Source organism: Flintibacter sp. SJQ-8, assembly GCF_054108085.1.
This window is the reverse complement of record NZ_JBPJWR010000017.1, coordinates 57,372-74,933: the sequence shown is the minus strand read 5'-3', so window position 1 is coordinate 74,933 and position 17,562 is coordinate 57,372. Positions and strand designations below refer to the sequence as shown.

The 17,562-nt window shown below is 64.3% G+C and carries 20 protein-coding genes; 7 read left to right on the top strand and 13 right to left on the bottom strand.

What is annotated here, in order from left to right; translation table 11 throughout:
- The first annotated feature begins 4 nt into the window (after window positions 1-4).
- The 4 genes from ACSAMP_RS16115 to ACSAMP_RS16100 all read left to right on the top strand — a co-directional run bounded on the left by ACSAMP_RS16115 (window position 5) and on the right by ACSAMP_RS16100 (window position 3,973).
- Window positions 5-1,441, top strand: a complete 1,437-nt coding sequence (locus ACSAMP_RS16115; protein ID WP_457801030.1) for an MATE family efflux transporter — start codon at window positions 5-7, stop codon at window positions 1,439-1,441.
- A complete protein-coding gene (locus ACSAMP_RS16110; protein ID WP_441796131.1) occupies window positions 1,425-1,829 on the top strand; it encodes a PaaI family thioesterase in 405 nt (134 codons plus the stop codon). Before ACSAMP_RS16115 ends, ACSAMP_RS16110 begins: the two co-directional genes overlap by 17 nt.
- Before the next feature lie 252 nt (window positions 1,830-2,081).
- On the top strand, window positions 2,082-2,642 hold the full coding sequence (locus ACSAMP_RS16105) for a manganese efflux pump MntP (RefSeq protein ID WP_457801029.1): 561 nt from the start codon (window positions 2,082-2,084) through the stop codon (window positions 2,640-2,642).
- A gap of 116 nt (window positions 2,643-2,758) precedes the next feature.
- A complete protein-coding gene (locus tag ACSAMP_RS16100; RefSeq protein ID WP_457801028.1) occupies window positions 2,759-3,973 on the top strand; it encodes a dicarboxylate/amino acid:cation symporter in 1,215 nt (404 codons plus the stop codon).
- Window positions 3,974-4,040: 67 nt separating this feature from the next.
- Here ACSAMP_RS16100 and ACSAMP_RS16095 read toward each other — a convergent pair whose 3' ends face one another.
- The 8 genes from ACSAMP_RS16095 to murB all read right to left on the bottom strand — a co-directional run bounded on the left by ACSAMP_RS16095 (window position 4,041) and on the right by murB (window position 10,842).
- Complete coding sequence (locus ACSAMP_RS16095) at window positions 4,041-4,469, bottom strand: hypothetical protein (protein WP_457801027.1); 429 nt, start codon at window positions 4,467-4,469, stop codon at window positions 4,041-4,043.
- A 13-nt stretch (window positions 4,470-4,482) separates the two neighbouring features.
- A complete protein-coding gene (locus ACSAMP_RS16090; protein WP_457801026.1) occupies window positions 4,483-4,803 on the bottom strand; it encodes a DUF2089 family protein in 321 nt (106 codons plus the stop codon).
- A gap of 122 nt (window positions 4,804-4,925) precedes the next feature.
- The gene (gene cobA, locus ACSAMP_RS16085; RefSeq protein WP_457801025.1) at window positions 4,926-6,395 is read right to left on the bottom strand and encodes a uroporphyrinogen-III C-methyltransferase; all 1,470 of its coding nucleotides are present in this window, start codon (window positions 6,393-6,395) and stop codon (window positions 4,926-4,928) included.
- Window positions 6,388-6,981: a precorrin-2 dehydrogenase/sirohydrochlorin ferrochelatase family protein gene (locus ACSAMP_RS16080; RefSeq protein ID WP_457801024.1), complete on the bottom strand. Its 594-nt coding sequence runs from the start codon at window positions 6,979-6,981 to the stop codon at window positions 6,388-6,390. The genes cobA and ACSAMP_RS16080 overlap by 8 nt, the downstream gene beginning before the upstream one ends.
- A gap of 60 nt (window positions 6,982-7,041) precedes the next feature.
- Complete coding sequence (whiA, locus tag ACSAMP_RS16075) at window positions 7,042-7,941, bottom strand: DNA-binding protein WhiA (RefSeq protein WP_441796137.1); 900 nt, start codon at window positions 7,939-7,941, stop codon at window positions 7,042-7,044.
- A gap of 3 nt (window positions 7,942-7,944) precedes the next feature.
- Window positions 7,945-8,985, bottom strand: a complete 1,041-nt coding sequence (locus ACSAMP_RS16070; RefSeq protein ID WP_457801023.1) for a gluconeogenesis factor YvcK family protein — start codon at window positions 8,983-8,985, stop codon at window positions 7,945-7,947.
- Window positions 8,986-9,009: 24 nt separating this feature from the next.
- Window positions 9,010-9,873 (bottom strand): RNase adapter RapZ, encoded by an 864-nt coding sequence (gene rapZ / locus ACSAMP_RS16065; RefSeq protein WP_441796139.1) that lies wholly within the window; start codon window positions 9,871-9,873, stop codon window positions 9,010-9,012.
- 42 nt (window positions 9,874-9,915) lie between these two features.
- Window positions 9,916-10,842, bottom strand: a complete 927-nt coding sequence (gene murB, locus ACSAMP_RS16060) for a UDP-N-acetylmuramate dehydrogenase (RefSeq protein ID WP_441796140.1) — start codon at window positions 10,840-10,842, stop codon at window positions 9,916-9,918.
- Window positions 10,843-11,013: 171 nt separating this feature from the next.
- Here murB and ACSAMP_RS16055 point away from each other — a divergent pair, with 171 nt between their 5' ends.
- Both ACSAMP_RS16055 and ACSAMP_RS16050 read left to right on the top strand, forming a co-directional pair.
- A complete protein-coding gene (locus ACSAMP_RS16055; protein WP_441796141.1) occupies window positions 11,014-11,454 on the top strand; it encodes a hypothetical protein in 441 nt (146 codons plus the stop codon).
- A complete protein-coding gene (locus tag ACSAMP_RS16050; protein ID WP_457801022.1) occupies window positions 11,430-12,788 on the top strand; it encodes a hypothetical protein in 1,359 nt (452 codons plus the stop codon). Before ACSAMP_RS16055 ends, ACSAMP_RS16050 begins: the two co-directional genes overlap by 25 nt.
- 71 nt (window positions 12,789-12,859) lie before the next feature.
- Here ACSAMP_RS16050 and ACSAMP_RS16045 read toward each other — a convergent pair whose 3' ends face one another.
- The 5 genes from ACSAMP_RS16045 to ACSAMP_RS16025 all read right to left on the bottom strand — a co-directional run bounded on the left by ACSAMP_RS16045 (window position 12,860) and on the right by ACSAMP_RS16025 (window position 16,550).
- Window positions 12,860-13,276, bottom strand: a complete 417-nt coding sequence (locus ACSAMP_RS16045; protein ID WP_441796143.1) for a CD1247 N-terminal domain-containing protein — start codon at window positions 13,274-13,276, stop codon at window positions 12,860-12,862.
- 70 nt (window positions 13,277-13,346) lie between these two features.
- On the bottom strand, window positions 13,347-13,919 hold the full coding sequence (gene efp / locus ACSAMP_RS16040) for an elongation factor P (RefSeq protein WP_147562198.1): 573 nt from the start codon (window positions 13,917-13,919) through the stop codon (window positions 13,347-13,349).
- Window positions 13,920-14,077: 158 nt separating this feature from the next.
- Window positions 14,078-15,142 carry an aminopeptidase P family protein gene (locus ACSAMP_RS16035; protein WP_457801021.1) on the bottom strand — a complete coding sequence of 355 codons (1,065 nt, stop codon included), beginning with the start codon at window positions 15,140-15,142 and terminating at the stop codon, window positions 14,078-14,080.
- Window positions 15,139-16,029 (bottom strand): TIM barrel protein, encoded by an 891-nt coding sequence (locus ACSAMP_RS16030; RefSeq protein ID WP_457801088.1) that lies wholly within the window; start codon window positions 16,027-16,029, stop codon window positions 15,139-15,141. The genes ACSAMP_RS16035 and ACSAMP_RS16030 overlap by 4 nt, the downstream gene beginning before the upstream one ends.
- Window positions 16,030-16,043: 14 nt before the next feature.
- Window positions 16,044-16,550, bottom strand: coding sequence for a YqeG family HAD IIIA-type phosphatase (locus ACSAMP_RS16025; protein WP_441796145.1), 507 nt, complete (start codon window positions 16,548-16,550; stop codon window positions 16,044-16,046).
- 164 nt (window positions 16,551-16,714) lie between these two features.
- Here ACSAMP_RS16025 and ACSAMP_RS16020 point away from each other — a divergent pair, with 164 nt between their 5' ends.
- Window positions 16,715-17,560: a hypothetical protein gene (locus tag ACSAMP_RS16020; RefSeq protein WP_457801020.1), complete on the top strand. Its 846-nt coding sequence runs from the start codon at window positions 16,715-16,717 to the stop codon at window positions 17,558-17,560.
- Window positions 17,561-17,562 lie beyond the last annotated feature (2 nt).

Below are 17,562 nucleotides of genomic sequence, written 5' to 3'. Positions count from 1 at the left end.
TGTTGTGGCCCGGACCTTTCAAAATGAGCAGGCGCTGGCCAGCGCGCCCATCGGCCCGCTGATGCTCCGCCTGGCCGCCCCCGCTGTGGCCGCCCAGCTTATCAACGTGTTGTATAACATCGTGGACCGGATCTATATCGGCCATATCGCCGTGGTGGGAAAAACGGCCCTCACCGGCGTGGGGGTGACCTTTCCCATCCTCACCCTGATCTCCGCCTTTTCCGCCTTTGCGGGCATGGGGGGCGCCCCTCTGGCATCCATCCGCCTGGGAGCGGGGGACCGGAAGGGGGCAGAGGCCATTCTGGGCAGCGCCGTGTCCATGCTGGTGACCATGGCTCTGGTTTTGACGGTGGGGTTCTCCCTGTTCCAGCGGCCCCTGCTGCTGGCCTTCGGCGCATCGGCGGACACCATCGGCTATGCCACCGACTATCTGACCATCTATCTGCTGGGGACGATCTTTGTACAGCTTTCCCTGGGCCTGAACACCTTTATCAGCGCCCAGGGAAAGGCCATGCCGGCCATGTGCTCGGTACTCATCGGGGCGGTGCTGAATATCCTGCTGGACCCGCTGTTCATCTTTGTATTCCGCATGGGGGTGAAGGGTGCGGCCCTGGCCACCATTTTGTCCCAGGCCGTCAGCGCCGTGTGGGTGGTGGGCTTTTTGTGCTCGGACCGGTCCGGCCTGCACATCTGCCGGGAACACCTGGGTTTCCGCCCCCGTGTAATGGGCAAGATCGCCGCCCTGGGCGTGGCCCCCTTCATCATGCAGTCCACCGAGAGCTTGGTGACGGTGGTGCTGAACGTGGGGGCGCAGAAATACGGCGGGGACCTGTATGTGGCCAGCATCACCATTCTGCAGAGCGTGATGCAGATCATTGTGATGCCCAGCCACGGCATCACCACCGGGGTGCAGCCCATTATGAGCTATAACTACGGAGCCAAGAACTATGCCCGGGTGCGGGCGGTGTTCCACCGTCTGCTGGCGGTGACCATGACGGTGACCACGGCGGCCTTCCTGCTGGTGGCTCTGTTCCCCGCCGCTGTGGCGCTGATGTTCAACGACGACCCGGAGCTGGTCGCCCTGGTGGGCCGGGTAATGCCCCTGTTCTTCGGGGGCGTGTGGGCCTTTGGGGCCCAGGTGGCCTGTCAGTCCACCTTTATGGCTTTGGGCCAGGCCAAGACCAGCCTGTTTCTGGCCCTGCTGCGCAAGATCATCCTGCTGGTGCCCCTGGCCGTCCTGCTGCCCTGGCTCAGCGGCAGCGTGATGGGGCTGTATGCCGCCGAGCCGGTGGCCGACTTTTTCGGCCTCCGCCACCACATTGACCCTGTTTTTAAAGCGGCGGAAAAAGCTGCTGCCGGTATCGCCCCAGGAGCAGGCCCGCTGATTAACACCAACACGTTCAGAAGAGAAAGGAGGGCGCGCTATGCGTCCCGAAGATAGTTCCGTCGCCATCATCCAGGGGGTCAACGCCCCCCACCAGTTCTCCTATGAAAACGGCATCGTCCTCACCGACGTGGGGCCGGGCTATGCCAAGGGGGAGCTTATTATAGGCCCGGACAGCATCAATCCCCACGGCAACGTCCACGGCGGGGCCCTGTCCACCCTGGCGGACACGGTGGGCGGCTGCTGCGCCTGCTCCAAGGGGGGCAGCTGCGTCACCTCCGGCTGCTCCATCGAATACCTCCGCCCGGCCAACGGCAGCAAAATTTATTGCACCGCCACCCCCAAAAAGCTGGGCCGCACCCTGTCGGTGGTGGCCCTGGAGATGACCAACGACCAGGGGGCCGTGGTGGCCACCGCCACCTATACCTTCTTCATGATGCACTGACCCCCGCTGTCCCGGCGGAAACGAAAAATTTTCCCCGCATATTTTCTTTTCTGCCGGGATAGAGTTGACAGGGGCGGTCTGATTGTGGTAAACTGGTCAGACTTTAAGGGAGTAGTCGGCGCACTGCGTGGCCCGGTCAACATACTGGAGAAGATGCCTCTCCTGGCCGGGTCTGAAACGATGAGACTTATCTGTCCCAGGGACAGGTAGGTCTTTTTTTGTGCCCCGACCCATGTGTAGGAGGAAATGAATATGGATCTTTGGGAGTTGTTCGTCATTGCGGTGGGCCTCTCCATGGACGCCTTTGCCGTGTCCATCTGCAAGGGGCTGTCCACGCCCCGGCTCCGTCTGCGCCACAGTCTGATCTGCGGGGGCTATTTCGGCCTGTTCCAGGCCCTGATGCCCACTCTGGGCTGGCTGCTGGGCGTGCAGTTTCAGGCCATGATCGCCAGCCTGGACCACTGGATCGCCTTTATCCTGCTGGGGATCATCGGCGTGAACATGATCCGGGAGTCCCGGGAGAACGAGGAGGAGTCGGTGGACAGCTCCTTTGCTTTCCGCACCATGCTCCCCCTGGCCGTAGCCACCAGCATCGACGCCCTGGCCGTGGGCGTCACCTTCGCCTTTTTGCAGGTGGACATCGTCCCCGCCGTGCTGTTTATCGGCTGCACCACCTTTGTCATCTCCGCCGTGGGCGTAAAAGTGGGCGCGGTGTTCGGCGCCCGGTTCCAGCACCAGGCGGAGCTGCTGGGCGGCGTGGTGCTGGTGCTGATGGGCGTGAAGATCCTGGCAGAGCACCTGACGGCGGGCTAAAACCCCTATTTTCAGCCGGGTTTTTCTTGCGCTTCTCTTTTCCCTGTGATACAATGGGCAGCGTGTCCCGAAAACAGGGACCCGAGAGAAGAGAAGAAAAAAGGTTGTGTATCATTATGAAAAAGTTGCTGGGCAGTCTGCCTGCCCGCCTGGTGCTGGGCGTTTTGGCCGGTATCCTGGTGGGGCTTTGGGCGGGCAGCGAGATGGCCGGTGGCCTGGGGGAGACGGTGATGCAGGTCATCCTCACCCTCAAGAATCTGCTGGGCTCCCTCATCACCTTCTGCGTGCCCCTCATCGTCATCGGCTTCATCGCCCCCTCCATCACCCGGCTGAAGAGCAACGCCTCCCGGATGCTGGGGCTGTCCCTGGTCCTGGCCTACACCTCGTCGGTGTGCGCCGCCCTGCTGTCCGCCGGAGCGGGCTTCGTCCTCATCCCAGGCATGTCCATCCAGTCCTCTGCTGAAGGGCTGCGCACTGCGCCGGAGCTGCTGTTCCAGCTGGAGATCTCCCCCATCATGCCGGTGATCTCTGCCCTGGTGTTCTCCGTGCTCATCGGTCTGGCCGCCACCTGGACCCAGGCGGGCACCATCATCCGCCTGCTGGAGGAGTTCCAGCATATCGTGCTGGAGGTGGTCACCCGGATCATCATCCCCATCCTGCCCTTCTTCATCGCCGGCACCTTCTGCGGCCTGGCCTACGAGGGCTCCATCACCCGGCAGCTGCCCGTGTTCCTGCTGGTCATTTTGATCGTGCTGGTGGGGCACTATCTGTGGCTGGCGGTGCTGTATGGTCTGGCGGCGGTCTATTCCGGTGAAAACCCCTGGCAGGTGCTGCGCCACTATGGCCCGGCCTATCTCACCGCCGTTGGCACCATGTCCTCCGCCGCCACCCTGGCTGTGGCCCTGGACGGGGCAAGAAAATCCTCCGTCCTCCGCCGGGACCTGGTGGACTTCGGCATCCCCCTGTTCGCCAACATCCACCTGTGCGGCTCCGTCCTCACGGAGGTCTTCTTCGTCATGACCGTGTCCAAGGTGCTCTATGGCGTGCTGCCCGCCCCGGGAACCATGATCTTGTTCTGTCTGCTGCTGGGCGTGTTCGCCGTGGGCGCTCCCGGCGTGCCCGGGGGCACGGTGATGGCCTCTCTGGGCCTGATCACCAGCGTGCTGGGCTTTGACAACAACGGCACCGCCCTGATGCTGACCATCTTCGCCCTTCAGGACAGCTTTGGCACCGCCTGCAACATCACCGGCGACGGGGCCCTGACCCTGATCCTCACCGGCTACGCGAAAAAGCACAACATCCAGCAGGTGCCCGATGCCGAGATCTTATAACAGATCACAACAAAAACGCTCCCGTTTCCGGCTGCTACACCGGAAGCGGGAGCGTTTTTTACTTGATTCACTCTAAGTCCTGAATGTTCATCCGCCGCAGGCCGTCCTGAAAGTCGTGGCGGTTCTTGTAATAGAGCCAGATGCCGCCAAAGGCCGCCGTGGGGATGTTGCAGGTGAGAAACAGGGCCACCAGGGCGGCGATCTCGCCCCCGGTGGGGGGATAGAAGTCAGGCTGGGGGATGACCTCCTCCACCATCTGGCCGTTTTCGTCCACTGTGGTCATGGTGGCCGCCGCCGCCGGGGTAACGCAGTTGATCAGGGCCACGCTGGTGAGCACAAAGGACAGCACCAGGGACAGCACGGGCAGGATCAGCCCCAGCTTTCTGCTCTTTCGGCACAGGAATACCTGCAGCACCACCAACAGGGCGATGGGCAGCAGGGCCAGACACATGGTGAATACCAGCACGGGCAGGGTCACGATAGAAGCCATCATCATAATCTCGTCCTCCTCACTTGTCCCGGCCCGGGCCATGCTCCGGGGGCCGGGTCTTTTTATACTCCGCAATAAGCAGCTTGGCCGTGTCCAGGTCCAGCCGCTCGTTGATGGCCAGCCGCTTTACGGTGGCGATAAAGGGGTCGGCGGCCACATCCTCCGCCATGCGGATCTTCTGGATGACCCGGTCCAGCCGCAGCCGCACCGTGGGATAGGTCACGCCGTATTCCCCCGCCACCTCCTTTAACGAGCCGGAGGCCAGCACAAACTTTTTCAGAAAGACTGCGTCCTCCTCCTCCAGGCCGGTCATCCACTCCGGCAGCGTCTCCAACGCCATCTGTTCCCCTCCTCTCTGTGTGGCTTTAGTATAATCTTTAACATTATTAAAGTCAAGGTTTAATTTTATTTTTCTGATTTAAAATTTATCCCGCTGCGCCGCACAAGCACAGCGGGATATTGTCATTTCTCTTCCGCCCACTTCCCCACGGCCTGGGCCAGCCCCTGGGCGGAGATCTCCGGGGCCATCTGCACAGGCATCCCGGCCCGTTCCAGTGCCCGGGCGGTGACGGGGCCGATGGCTATGGCGGGGATGGCCACAGGGCCGTACTGTTCTATGAAAGCCCTCACGCCCCCGGCGCTGCCGAAGGTGAGCACGTCCAGTTCCGGCAATGGCTCCGGTCCCGGCAGGGCCTTCGCGGTGTACAGCGCCAGGTCCCGCACCTCCAGCCCCGCCTCTTCCAGCGCCTGGGCCAGCTTTGGGGAACCCTGGGCGGAGCGGAGCAGCAGTACCCGCTCCCCCGGACGGACCGTCTCCGTCAACGCCCGGGCCAACGCTTCCCCCGTGCGGCCCGCCGGGCACACTTCGGGATAGAGCCCCCGGTCCTCCAGTGCCCGGTCGGTGGCGGGGCCGATGGCGGCCAGCTTACACTTGCCCAGCCGCCGCAGGTCCAGGCGATACTGCCCCAGCAGACAGAAGAACCGTTCCACTCCCCGGGCGCTGGTGAACACCAGCCACTGGGGGCGGTCCTCCTCCAGCAGGGGGCGCAGCTCCGGCGGCTCCAGGGGTTCTAACCCCAGCCGGGTCGTCCAGACCACCTGGGCACCCAGGGGCTCCAGCAGTTCCCGCTGGGCCTGGACCAGCTCCCCCGTCCCGGCGCAGCCCACCCGCAGGCCCGCCAGGGGGCGGCGCTCCCCCTGGGTGAGGCGCAGGGCGGCCACCTCCCCCACCACAATGACGGCGGGGGCCTGCACGTCCCGTGCAAGCCGGGCGATGTCCGCCAGGGTGCCCCGCACGTCGGCGGGGTGGGCGCTGTTCCCCCCGGACACCACGGCCACGGGGGTGTCCGGGGCCCGGCCCTCCTCCATCAGGCGGCGGGCAATGACCTCCAGATGCCCCAGGCCCATGAGGAACACCAGCGTCCCCCCGCACCGGGCCAGGGCAGCAAAGTTCTCGGGTAGGCCGTCGGGGGTGTGGGCGGTATGGCCGGTGATGACATGGAAGCTGCGGCTTAAGCCCCGGTGGGTCACGGGGATGCCCGCCCCGGCGGGGATGGCCACGGCAGAGGTGATCCCCGGAACCTCCTCACAGGGGACCCCCGCCCGGTTCAGGGCCAGCAACTCCTCCCCGCCCCGGCCAAAGACGAAGGGGTCGCCCCCCTTCAGCCGGACCACCGTCTTGCCCGCCTGGGCCAGGGCGATGAGGGCGGCGGAGATATCCCCCTGGGGGGCGGAGTGCTTGCCGCACCGCTTGCCCAGATAGCGCCGCTCCGCCCCGATGGGGGCCAGGTCCAGTAGACTCGGGTCGATGAGGTCGTCATACACCACCGCGTCGCATTGTTCCAAAAGCCGCTTTCCCCGCAGGGTGATCAGGTCGGCGCTGCCGCACCCGGCCCCCACCAGATAGACCCGGCCCAACTTCTGTTCAGACATTGTCCCGCTCCTCCTCCGTCAATGGCCGCCCCCGCTCCAGGCAGGCGGCGAACAGCCGGGCAAAGCAGGCCGCCCGCGCCCGCTGATTCGGCAGGCGCTCCTTTAAAAGGGGCCGCTGCTCCTCCAGCCAGGTCAAAATTTCTTCTGTCTGCTCGGGCAGCAGCCCTTCGATCTGCTCTTTCAGCCAGATGGCGGCAGTGGGGCTGCTGCCCCCGGTGGAGACACCCACGGACAGGTTCCCTCGCCGCACCAGGGCGGGGAAGAGAAAGCTGCACGCCTCTTTATCGTCCACCACATTCACCGGAATTTTTCGTCCCTGGCACAGGGCGGAGATCCGGTGGTTCTCCTCCTCATTGTCGGTGGCGGCGATGACGAAATCGGCCCTGTCCAGGTCCTCCGGCTGGAACTCCCGGCGGGTCAATTCTACGGGCAGGGCGGCCAGCTCCGAAACAGGCTCCGGGGCCACCACCGTCAGGGCGGGGCCATAGGGCAGCAGCTTCTCCGCCTTCCGCAGGGCCACCGTCCCCCCGCCCACGATCAGCCCCCTTTGGCCTTCCAGGTCCACAAAAAAGGGAAAATAGGCCATCTATCAACACCTGCTTTCATAAAAACGGCGGCTGCCAGCCCCGGCAGCCGCCTGGTATGTTCATTTCTCCGGCTCCGCCTTGGCCAGCTCCACCAGCTTGCGCAGGCGATGGTTCAGGGCGGACTTGGTGATGGGCGGGTCATACCGCTGGGCCAGCTGGGACAGGGTGTCCTCCGGGTGGGCCAGGCGGAGGGAGGCCGTCTCCTGCAATTTCTCCGGCAGCAGGGCCAGGCGGCCCTGGTCTTCTAACCGGCGGATGGACTCCACCTGGGTCATGGCCGCCTCCACCGCCTTGTCCAGGTTGGCGGCATCACAGTTCACCCGGCGGTTCACGCTGCCCCGCAGGTCCTTCTCCAGCTTGGCATTCATCACCTCCATGGCGGACAGGGGCGCCCCGATGGAGGTGAGCAGGTCCTCGATGCGGTCGCTCTGCTTGAAATAGACCACGGAGTTGCCCTTCCGCTGGGCGGCCTTGGGTTCTAAACCCATCTCCCGCATGAGGGCCAGCATCTCCCGGCCCACGCTCAGGTGAGAGGTGGTCAGCTCCAGATGATAGCCCTTTCGCGGGTCGGTGACGGACCCCCCGGCCAGGAATGCCCCCCGGAGGAAGGCCGCCCGGCAGCAGGGCTCCTCCAGCACGCCGAAGTTGATGTGCAGGGCCGGGGCCCGGTCGTCTCCTCCCAGCAGCTGCTGCACGGCGGACAGCTTGCGCGGGTCCTCCACGGCGAAGATGTGCTTGCCCTCCCCGTCGGGCAGGCGGTCAAAGGAGAAGCGGAAGGCCCGGCGCAGCAGCTGGGGCAGGCGCTGGGCAAAGGGGTCGCTCTCGGTGATGACCCGGATCTCTCTGGGGGAGAAGGTATTGCAATAGAGCAGCACCCCATAGCACTCGGCCTGGGCGCAGCATTTTCGGCTCAGCGGGACGCGGCAAAGCTCCTGCTTCACCTCTGATGAAAAGGACATGGGTCACTCCTCCAAAATATAGCGCCGCGCCCCCCGGAAGATGCGCACCGCACGGCGGCGGTAGATCTCCAGCAGGGCCTCGGCCAGCTTGTCCGGGTCGTGGCGGGCAAAGTCACCATGATGGGCGGCCACGGGCCGCTCCACCAGCTCCAGCCCTAAGGCGGCGATGCGCTCCCGGTCAATGACCAGGGGGGCGGCCCCCTCTGCCTGATATTTCTCCACCAGACCGGGCTGCATGGGGGTGGAGTTGGCCAGACACAGGTCTACTAAACCGGGACAGCCGTGGGCCAGCAGGGCCTCCAGATGGTCGGCGGCGGTATAGCCCTCCGACTCCCCCTCCTGGGTCATGATGTTGCACACATAAATTTTCGGCGCGTCCGACTGGGCGATGGCCTGGGCCACCCCGTCCACCAGCAGATTGGGGATGACGCTGGTATAGAGGCTCCCCGGCCCCAGCAGGATCAGGTCCGCCTCCCGGATGGCCGCCAGGGCGGCGGGCAGGGGGGCGGGGTGCTTCGGGATCAGGGCCACGTGGGCGATGCGGCAGTCCTGCTCCTTTTTCACGTGGTAAATTTTCGACTCCCCCACCACCCGGACGCCGTTTTCAAACACGGCCTCCAGCTGCACGTTGGCACTGGTGACAGGGATGACCTGGCCGGTGATGGCCAGCACCTGGCTCATCTGGCTCACCGCCTCCTCAAAGGAGCCGGTGACCCCGTTCAGAGCGGCCAAGATCAGGTTGCCGAAGGACTGTCCGGCCAACGACCCCTCGGTAAAGCGATAGGTCAGCAGCTTCTGCATGATGGGCTCGGTGTTGGCCAGGGCCTCCATGCAATGGCGGATATCCCCCGGGGGCGGCATGCCCATGTCCCGGCGCAGCATCCCGGACCCGCCGCCGTCGTCGGCCACCGTCACCACGGCGGTGAGATTTTTTGTGTATTTTTTCAGGCCCCGCAGCATAGTAGACAGACCCGTGCCGCCGCCCACGGCGACGATCTTGGGCCCCCGCTCCCACTGCTGGGGGTTCACGGACAGTTCAGCCATAGCTCGGCTCCTCTCCCAGTGTGTTCAGTTCCGGCCCAGGTCCCGGTGGCTCTCCGACACAGGGAAGCCCGCCCGGCGGACCAGATCGGCCAGGGCGTGGGCCACGGCCACGGAGCGGTGGTGCCCCCCGGTACAGCCCACGGCCACCACCAGGGCGGTCTTGCCCTCCTCCTCATACCGGGGCAGCAGCCAGCCCACAAAGTCCCCCAGCCGGGACAAGAATTCGTCGGTCACCGGGCTTTGGAACACATAGTCCCGCACCGGGGCGTCCAGGCCGGTCATGGGCCGCAGCTCGGCCACGTAATAGGGGTTGGGGAGAAAGCGCACGTCAAAGACCAGGTCGGCCTCCATGGGGATGCCGTATTTAAAGCCGAAGGAGCTGACCCGCACGTCCATCCGGCCCTGGGCCGAGCCGCTCTTGGCAAACAGGCGGCGCAGCTCCCCCTTCAGCTTGGCGGTGGACAGGTTAGAGGTGTCGATGACATAGTCCGCCCGCTCCCGCAGGGGGGCGAGCATCTTCCGCTCCAGCTCGATGGCCTGCTCCAGACTGTCGCACTCCTCGGCCAGGGGGTGGCTGCGGCGGGTCTCTTTATACCGCTTGATGATGACCTCGGTGGCCGCCTCCATGAACAGGATGTGATACTCACACTGCATGTCCGTCAGGTCCTGAAGGGCCTGGAACAGACTGCCAAAGTTGGTGCCCCCCCGGATGTCCGTCACCAGCACCACCCGGTCATATTCCCCCGACCCGGCCATGCCCAGCTCGGCAAACTTGGGGATGAGGGGGGCAGGTAGATTGTCCACACAGAAGAAGTCCATGTCCTCCATAAAGGAGGCCGCCTTGCTCTTCCCCGCCCCGGACAGGCCGGAAATGATCACAAATTCCATGATTTTTCTCCCCTTTTATACGCTCTGGATAGGATTTTCCCTTTAGCGCAGCACTTTCACTTCCATCTTCAAGGTCACCCCGGTCTGCTCCAGCACCCGGGCCTGCACCTGGCGCACCAGCTCCAGCACGTCGGCGCAGGTGGCACCCCCCCGGTTGACCACAAAGCCTGCGTGCTTTTCCGACACCTGGGCCCCGCCCACTGTAAAGCCCTTCAGGCCGCACTGGTCGATGAGGGCGGCGGCAAAATAGCCCTCGGGCCGCTTGAACATGGACCCGGCGCTGGGATACTCCAGGGGCTGCTTTTCCTTCCGCTTGGCAGCCAACTCGTCCATCCGGGCGCGGATGGCGTCCGGGTCGCCGCTCTCCAGCTGAAAGCGGGCCTCCAGCACCAGGCGCTGCCCGTCGGAGAAGATGCTTTTCCGATAGCCCAGGCCGCAGTGTTCGGCGGGGATGGTCTGGATGTTCCCATCCAGATCCAGGGCGGTGACGGAGACCAGCACCTGGGCCATCTCCCCGCCATAGGCCCCGGCGTTCATCACCACCGCGCCCCCCACCGAGCCGGGGATGCCGGAGGCAAACTCCAGCCCCGTCAAATTCCGTCCCAGGGCGGCACTGGCCAGCATGGCCAGGGACACGCCGCCCCCGGCGCACAGCTGGCCGTTCTCCTCCCAAACCCGGTTCAGCGGGTCGGCGGCGTACCGCCCGGCGGGCTGGATGAGAAAACGCTCCACTCCCTCGTCGGGCACCAGCAGGTTAGAGCCGTTGCCCAGGAAGAAGGGGACGATGTCCGCCTCCCGGGCGGCCAGAACAGCGGCCTTGGCCTGGGCGGGCGACTTGGGCAGGGCCATCAGCCGGGCCGGGCCGCCGATGCGGAAGGACGTGTGCCGGGACATAGGCTCGCCTGCGCGCACCTCTAAGTCAGGGCACCGCCGGGCCAGCTCCTGTTGCAAGCATTCAAAACGATCCATAGGGACCTCCAAAATACAATTCTTGAACCATTATTATACCAGACTTGCCGGAAAATTTGAAGGGGTCGGCGGCAGAAAAACGCCGGGGCATTTTGAAGCACCGCTTCATTTACAGCCGGGGCAAAAGGGGCTATACTGGCCTCAACGAACAAAAGAATGGGGGAGTTTACCGTGGAAGACGCCCTGCGGCGCAGGGAGCGCACACTCTATTTCTATGGCGATCAGGGGGAGGACGTCCGGGTCTATTGCTCTGGGCTGATGGAAAACGGCGCAGCCATGGTCCTGTTCGTCCAAGGCGGGCGGGAGGCCCTGGCCCTTATCCCCGGCGTGTGGTGGGAGGAGTATGACGGCTTTTCCGAGCCGGAGCGCCAGGCCATGGCGGCCTATCTCAAGGAGCATCAGCGCTCCCTGTGTCACTTTGCCCTGGACCGCTTTCTGGACCACACCGTGTCCACCGACCTGGAGCTGGAGGAGGAGACCCTTCAGCTTATCCGCCAGGGCTGCGCCAAGCTGGGGATATCCCCCCAGCACTATGTGACGCGGCTCATCCGCGGCTTTATCAAATCGTATCAGGAGGATGCAAGCGCATGGGAACCTTTTCATATTTCTTAGGAGAGATGGACATCCCGGAGGAGCGCCGGGAGGAGTTTGCCCAGGGGGCCTTAAAGCTGCTGCGGGCCGGAGGGATGCTGATCGCTGAGCCCACATCTATGTTCGGGCACCAGATCTATCTGCTCCATCCCCCCGAGCTGGACGAGGAGGGCCGGGCCTACGGCTGCTATAACTACTTTGAGGACGACTGCTGGGAGAGCTGGTCCCTGGACGCCAAAAATGGCCGCTTCGCCTGCGGCAAGATCGGCTACCGGCAGTTTCATGCGGTGGCGCTGGCCATGGGGGTGTATACCTCTCTATACTGCAAGAGCTTCAGCGCCGCCACCCTGGAGAGCCGGCTGCTGTATGAGGGCCGCTTCATCGGCTGGATCAACTATGTGCTGGGCACCCAGTTCACCAACTGGCGGGACACCCAGATGTGGAAGTTTTATAAGCTGCTGATGGAGGAGGACCGTGAGTCTCTCCTGCGCGACAACAAAAACCTGACCGCTCTGATCTGGGACCAGGGGCTGGAGAAAAACGTTGACATCAACGACCTCGTCTTTTATGGCATCGTGTCCAGCGCCCCTGACATGAAAAAGCGGTTAAAGGAAAACGAGGCGCTGGCCCGTGACCCGGAGACCCGCCGGAAGATCCTCGCCTCCGGCAAGCACGACATGCAGCACTGCCTGGATCACAACTATCTCTACGACGCCCTGGTGGACTTCCGCGCCAAGGGCGGGACGCTGAAGCAGGCCGAGCGCTATCTCCTCATGCCCGAGGAGGACCTGCGCGCCTTGGCCAAAGAGACGGGGGACGAACTGCCCCTGCTGTTCGCCCTCCCCAACCGGGCCTATGCCGCCGTCTTTGTGGCCATGGTCTTCGATCTGGAGGTCTTCCCCTATCTGGACAAGCTGCATGACATTCTCCCCCTCCGCGACGTCACTGACCGCACACCCGTCCCCTGTCCCCCGGTGCCGCCCATCTCCACCCAGGAGTGGCTGAAGCTGGACCCGGACGACATGGCCTATTACTGGACGCCCGACGGCGACATCCACTTCTCCGACGAGATGAATGCCTGGATGGCCGGCCTGGCCCAGGAGCTGGATGGCATCCACGTCACCCTCTCCCCCCAGGAATTTTTGAAGACTCTGTTCCAGAACATCGCCGGATGCGACAAAAAGTCCTTCTTCCGGGAGGCCTTTTACGACTTCATCGCCCACCAGACCGACCCCCGGTTCCAGGCGGCGCTGGTCCTGCTGGGCCGCCTGGTCCAGCGGGAGGAGCCGAACCTCCGCCGGTATGTGGCCATTCTGGGCAACCCCGCCCTGCGAAAAAAAGTGTTCGATTTTTAAGCATAAAACAGCCGCGCAGACGAAAATCTGCGCGGCTGTTGACGTTATGATGTCTGTATCCGGCGGGGAAATTACTCCTCGTCGTCGGCCTCCACGGTGTCGTCGCTCAGATCCAGAGCGAACTTGTCGTGGCAGTTTGGGCACTGGATCATGCCGTCGGCCAGGGCCTTGTCGTCGATGACCAGAGGCTCCTCGCAGGTGGGGCACTCCACCTCGAACCAGTCGTCGTCATAATCCTCGTCGTCCTCGTCTTCGTCCTCATCCTCGTCAAAGACCACGTCTTCCACGTCGGACAGGTCGTCAGACAGCACGTCGATCTCCTCGCCCAGGGCCTGGGTGTTCTCCTCCAGGTCCTCGATGGACAGGCCGATCTCCTCCAGGATGCCGATCATCACGGAGATGAGCTTGCCCTCCTTGGACTTCTCGGTGTCCAGGTTCAGGCCCTCGGCCAGCCCCTTCAGGTAAGCAACTTTTTCAGAAATCGTCATAGCTATCTCCCTTTCTGAGGCTGTGCCTCACGGAATTGCATTCGCCGCTCACGCGGCTTGGACGCTTAGTTTAGCCCTTACAACGCTCCAGATACTCGCCGCCATTGCGGGTGTCGATCTTGATGCGGTCGCCGGGGTTGATGAACAGGGGCACCTTGATCTCGGCTCCGGTCTCCACGATGGCGGGCTTGGTCACGTTGGTGGCGGTGTTGCCCTTGAAGCCGGGATCGGTCTGGGTGACCTCCAGCTCCACAAAGTTGGGGGCCTCCACGCCCACGACCTTCTCCTTATAGAACATGAGCTTGCAGATGGTCTCCTCCTTGACGAAGTCGAAGCTGCTGGGCAGATCGGCCTTGGCCACGGGGATCATGTCGAAGGTCTCCTGGTCCATGAAGTAGTACAGGTCGCCGTCGTTATAGCTGTACTGGGCGTCCTTGCGCTCGATAAAGGCGGTCTCGAACTTGGCGGTGGGGTTGAAAGAGGTCTCGGTCACGCCGCCGCTGAGAACGTTCTTCATCTTGGTGCGGACAAAAGCCGCGCCCTTGCCGGGCTTAACATGCTGGAATTCCACGACCTGCATGACCTGGCCATCCATCTCGAAGGTCACGCCGTTGCGGAAATCGCCTGCGGTAATCGTTGCCATTGGAATCATCCTCCACTGTTTTTATAGATTAAGCTAATTTATTCTACCCTATTTTTTTCTCTTTGACAAGAGGGTATCCTTAGGAATCGGGGCCGTTCGGGCAAAGTTTTCTGTCTGTTTTTGACAGAATCGGCCCTCCGCCCTGCTCCGGGGACCCTTTACAGGACGATCAGGTCCTTGGGGGAGCGGGTGATGTCCTCGCAGCCGCCCTCCTTCAGCACCAGCACGTCCTCGATGCGCACGCCGAAGCGGCCCGGGATGTAGATGCCAGGCTCGGCGGAGATGACCGCCCCGGCGGGCAGGGGCCGGGTCTCGCTGGGGCTGGCGTTGGGGGACTCGTGGATGTCGATGCCAAGGGAGTGGCCAAAGCTGTGGGTGAAATACTCCCCATAGCCCGCCTCGGCGATGACCTGCCGTCCGGCGGCGTCCACCTCCCGGCCGGTGGCCCCGGCCCGGGCGGCGTTGATCCCCGCCCGCTGGGCGGCCAGAACCGTGGCATAGACCTGCTCCATCTCGTCGGTGGGCTCTCCCATGGCCACGGTGCGGGTCATGTCGGAGCAATAGCCGTCCACCTTACAGCCAAAGTCCATGGTGATGAACATGCCCGTATCCACCACCTGGTCCCCGGGGACGGCGTGGGGCCGGGAGCCGTTGGGTCCGGCGGCCACGATGGGGTCGAAGGAGACCTTCTCGCCCCCCCGGCGCATCATCTCATACACCAGACGGGCGGCGATCTCCCGCTCCGTCATGCCCGGGCGGATAAAGTCCAGCACCGCCTTAAAGGCCCCGTCGGTGATCTCCTGGGCATGGCGCATCACCGCCAGCTCCTCCTCGTCCTTGCTGGCGCGCAGGTCGTCCAGCAGCTGCTGGGCGGGGGTGAGGATGCAGGGCAGCTCCTGGCTATAGCGCCGGTGGGCGTCCACCGTCATATTCCCGCTCTCAAAGCCCACGTTGTGCAGTCCCCGCTCCTCCAGAAAGGCCCGGGCCTGGGCCAGGTGGCTGCTGTCCCGGGTGACCAGCTTTACGTCCGCCCCCTGGACCTGCTCCTGGGCGGCCTCGATATACCGCCCGTCGGTGGTGTAGTGGGTCTCCGTCCGGGTGATGAGCAGCAGCCCCTCTCCGTGGAAGCCGATGGCATAGCGCTCCCCGGCCTCGCTGGTGATGAGCATGGCGTCCAGGCCATACTCGGGCAGCTTCTCCGCGATCTGTTTCAAATGATTCATGTGGTCTCTTCCTCTCCTTGGCCGGTGTACAGGGCCCGCTGGGCCCGATAGATGTCTTTCATGGTGCGGGCGTCCTCGGCCTGGGTGCCGGCGCTCTCGCAGATAAAGGTGGGACTCCAGCCCCGGCGGGCGATCTCCGCCGCCAGCGGCTCCCAGTCCGGCCCAAAGCCCCCATGGTCGGCAAAGGTCCGGTGGCACTTCTCGCCCCCCTTGGGGGTGAACTCGATGCGGGAGAAGTGGCTGTGGAATCGCCCGGCCCGCTCAGGCCCCAGGGCCGAGGCCACCTTGTCCAGCATCCGGGCAAAGACCTCCGCCCCGTCATCCGCCCCCAGGGAGCGGGCGTATAAATGTCCGAAGTCGATGCAGGGGAGCAGCCGCCCGTCCAGCTGGCACAGCTCCAGCACCTCGTCCAGGTCGCCCAGCTGATTGATCTTGCCCATGGTCTCCGGGCACAGGGTGATGTCCCCAAAGCCCTGGTCGTCACAGGCGGCGATGGACTGGCGCAGCGTCTCCTTGGCGATGTCCAGGGCCTGCCGCCGGGTGCGCTTGAGCAGGGCCCCGGTGTGGATTACCACCCGGGTGGCCCCCATCCACCGGGCGGCCAGGCAGCTGGTGGTGATATAGCCCACCGTCTTGCGCCGCATCTCCGGGTCCGGGTTGGACAGGCTGATGAAATAGGGGGCGTGGAGGGACAGGGCTATCCCCGCCTGACGGGCCCGCTCCCCCAGCTTCTCCGCCGTGACCTGGCCCACGTGGACGCCCTTGCCGCACTGATACTCATAGCAGTCCAGGCCAAGCCCGGCGATCCAGGCCGGGGCGTCTAAAGAGGACTTATACTGCCGGGAAAAGGCGATGGCGTTGCCCGCCGGGCCGAATCTGGCCTCCATGCGATCCTCCCCGCTCATACAAAGGGCCTCCACCGGCCCAGCAGGCGGAAGGGGGTCTCCACGGCGTATCGAATGTAGCGCCCCGGGTTGCCCGCCAGCCGGATGGGCTTGACCAGCAGGGGGGTCACGCCGGAGCGGTTGGCCCCCAGCACGTCGGTAAAGATCTGGTCGCCCACCATCACCGTCTGGTCCGGGGTGACGCCCATGCGCTCCATGGCCCGGAAAAAGCCCTCCCGCTTGGGCTTGCCCGCGTGGCCGATGCAGGGGATGTCCAGCTTTTGGGCAAAGCCGTGGGGCCGCCCCGGCTTGCGGCTGTTGGACAGCAGGAACAGGGTGATGCCCTCCGCCGCCAGGGCGTCTTTCCAGGTCCTAACGGCCCGGGTGGGCTCGGTCTCTTTATAGGGGACCAGGGTGTTGTCCAGGTCGGCCAGCACCAGGCGCACGCCCTTTTCGGCCAGGGCCTTGGGGGATATTTGGGTCACGGCGGGATACACCCCCCGGGGGATGAGAGAAAAGGGCACAGGCGGTCCCTCCTTATAGAATAGAATGTCTTTCGGTTCTGGCGATTCTAATTTTGGGCGGACGGGCATAGGATACTCTTGTAAAACGCCCGGCTGCCGCAGGCCGGTTTTAACAGGTGGATAGTATATCACATCCGCCCAATTTGGACAAGGGGGAGCCGCCCATGGCAAAAGACATCTTTCTCATTCCCATCCCGCCCCAGCAGCTGCGGAGCATCCAAGGCTGGAACGCCCAGCCCGCCCACCTGGCCTATCGGGTGGGCCAGGGGCCCCATCTGTTCCGGGCCGGAGGCTCCGTCCCCCTCCGGGGCGGGGTGATGGTGGTGGACGGCCAGGGGTACGACGGCACTGGCCCCATCGGCCCCTTCTGCCAGGAGGTGGTCAGTGAGTGCTCCGTCCGGGGCTTTTCCGGGGCGGTGCTGGACTTTGACCGCCGCCTGCCCCCTCTGGAGCAGCTGGCGGGGCAGCTGGACCGGCTGTTTGCCCAGCGGGGGTTGCAGCTCTATGTGCCGGAGACCTTTGGCCACTGCGTCGCCCATGGCCGGGTGATCCTCTCCTCCGCCCTGTCCGGGGGCAGCCTGGCCCAGCGGCTGGAGGAGGCCGCCGAGCGCTTTGGCCGGGACCGCATCGTCCTGTCGTTGGAGCGCAGCGCGGAGGACTTCCCCCTCCCCTCCCCCACGGGCAGCGGCGCCCCCCTCACCCGGCAGCAGCTGCGCCAGCAGATGGACACCCTGCGCCCCGCCGTCTTCTTCTCCCGGGAGCTGTGCGCCCGGTACTATACCTATATGAACCGGGACACCGGGGCCCACTTCGTCCTCTTTGACGACGGGGACACCATGCTCCGCAAGGTGGAGGTGGCCCGCCAGGCGGGGGTGTCCGTCTTCCTGGCCCCCTATGAGGATATCCGGGACTGCGCCGGGCCCTTAGGGCTGCTGCCCCACCCGGCGCAAAAAAGAGGGCCCCGGGCGGTTGACGCTGTCTCCGCCGGGGAGTACAATAAACCCTGCTGAAC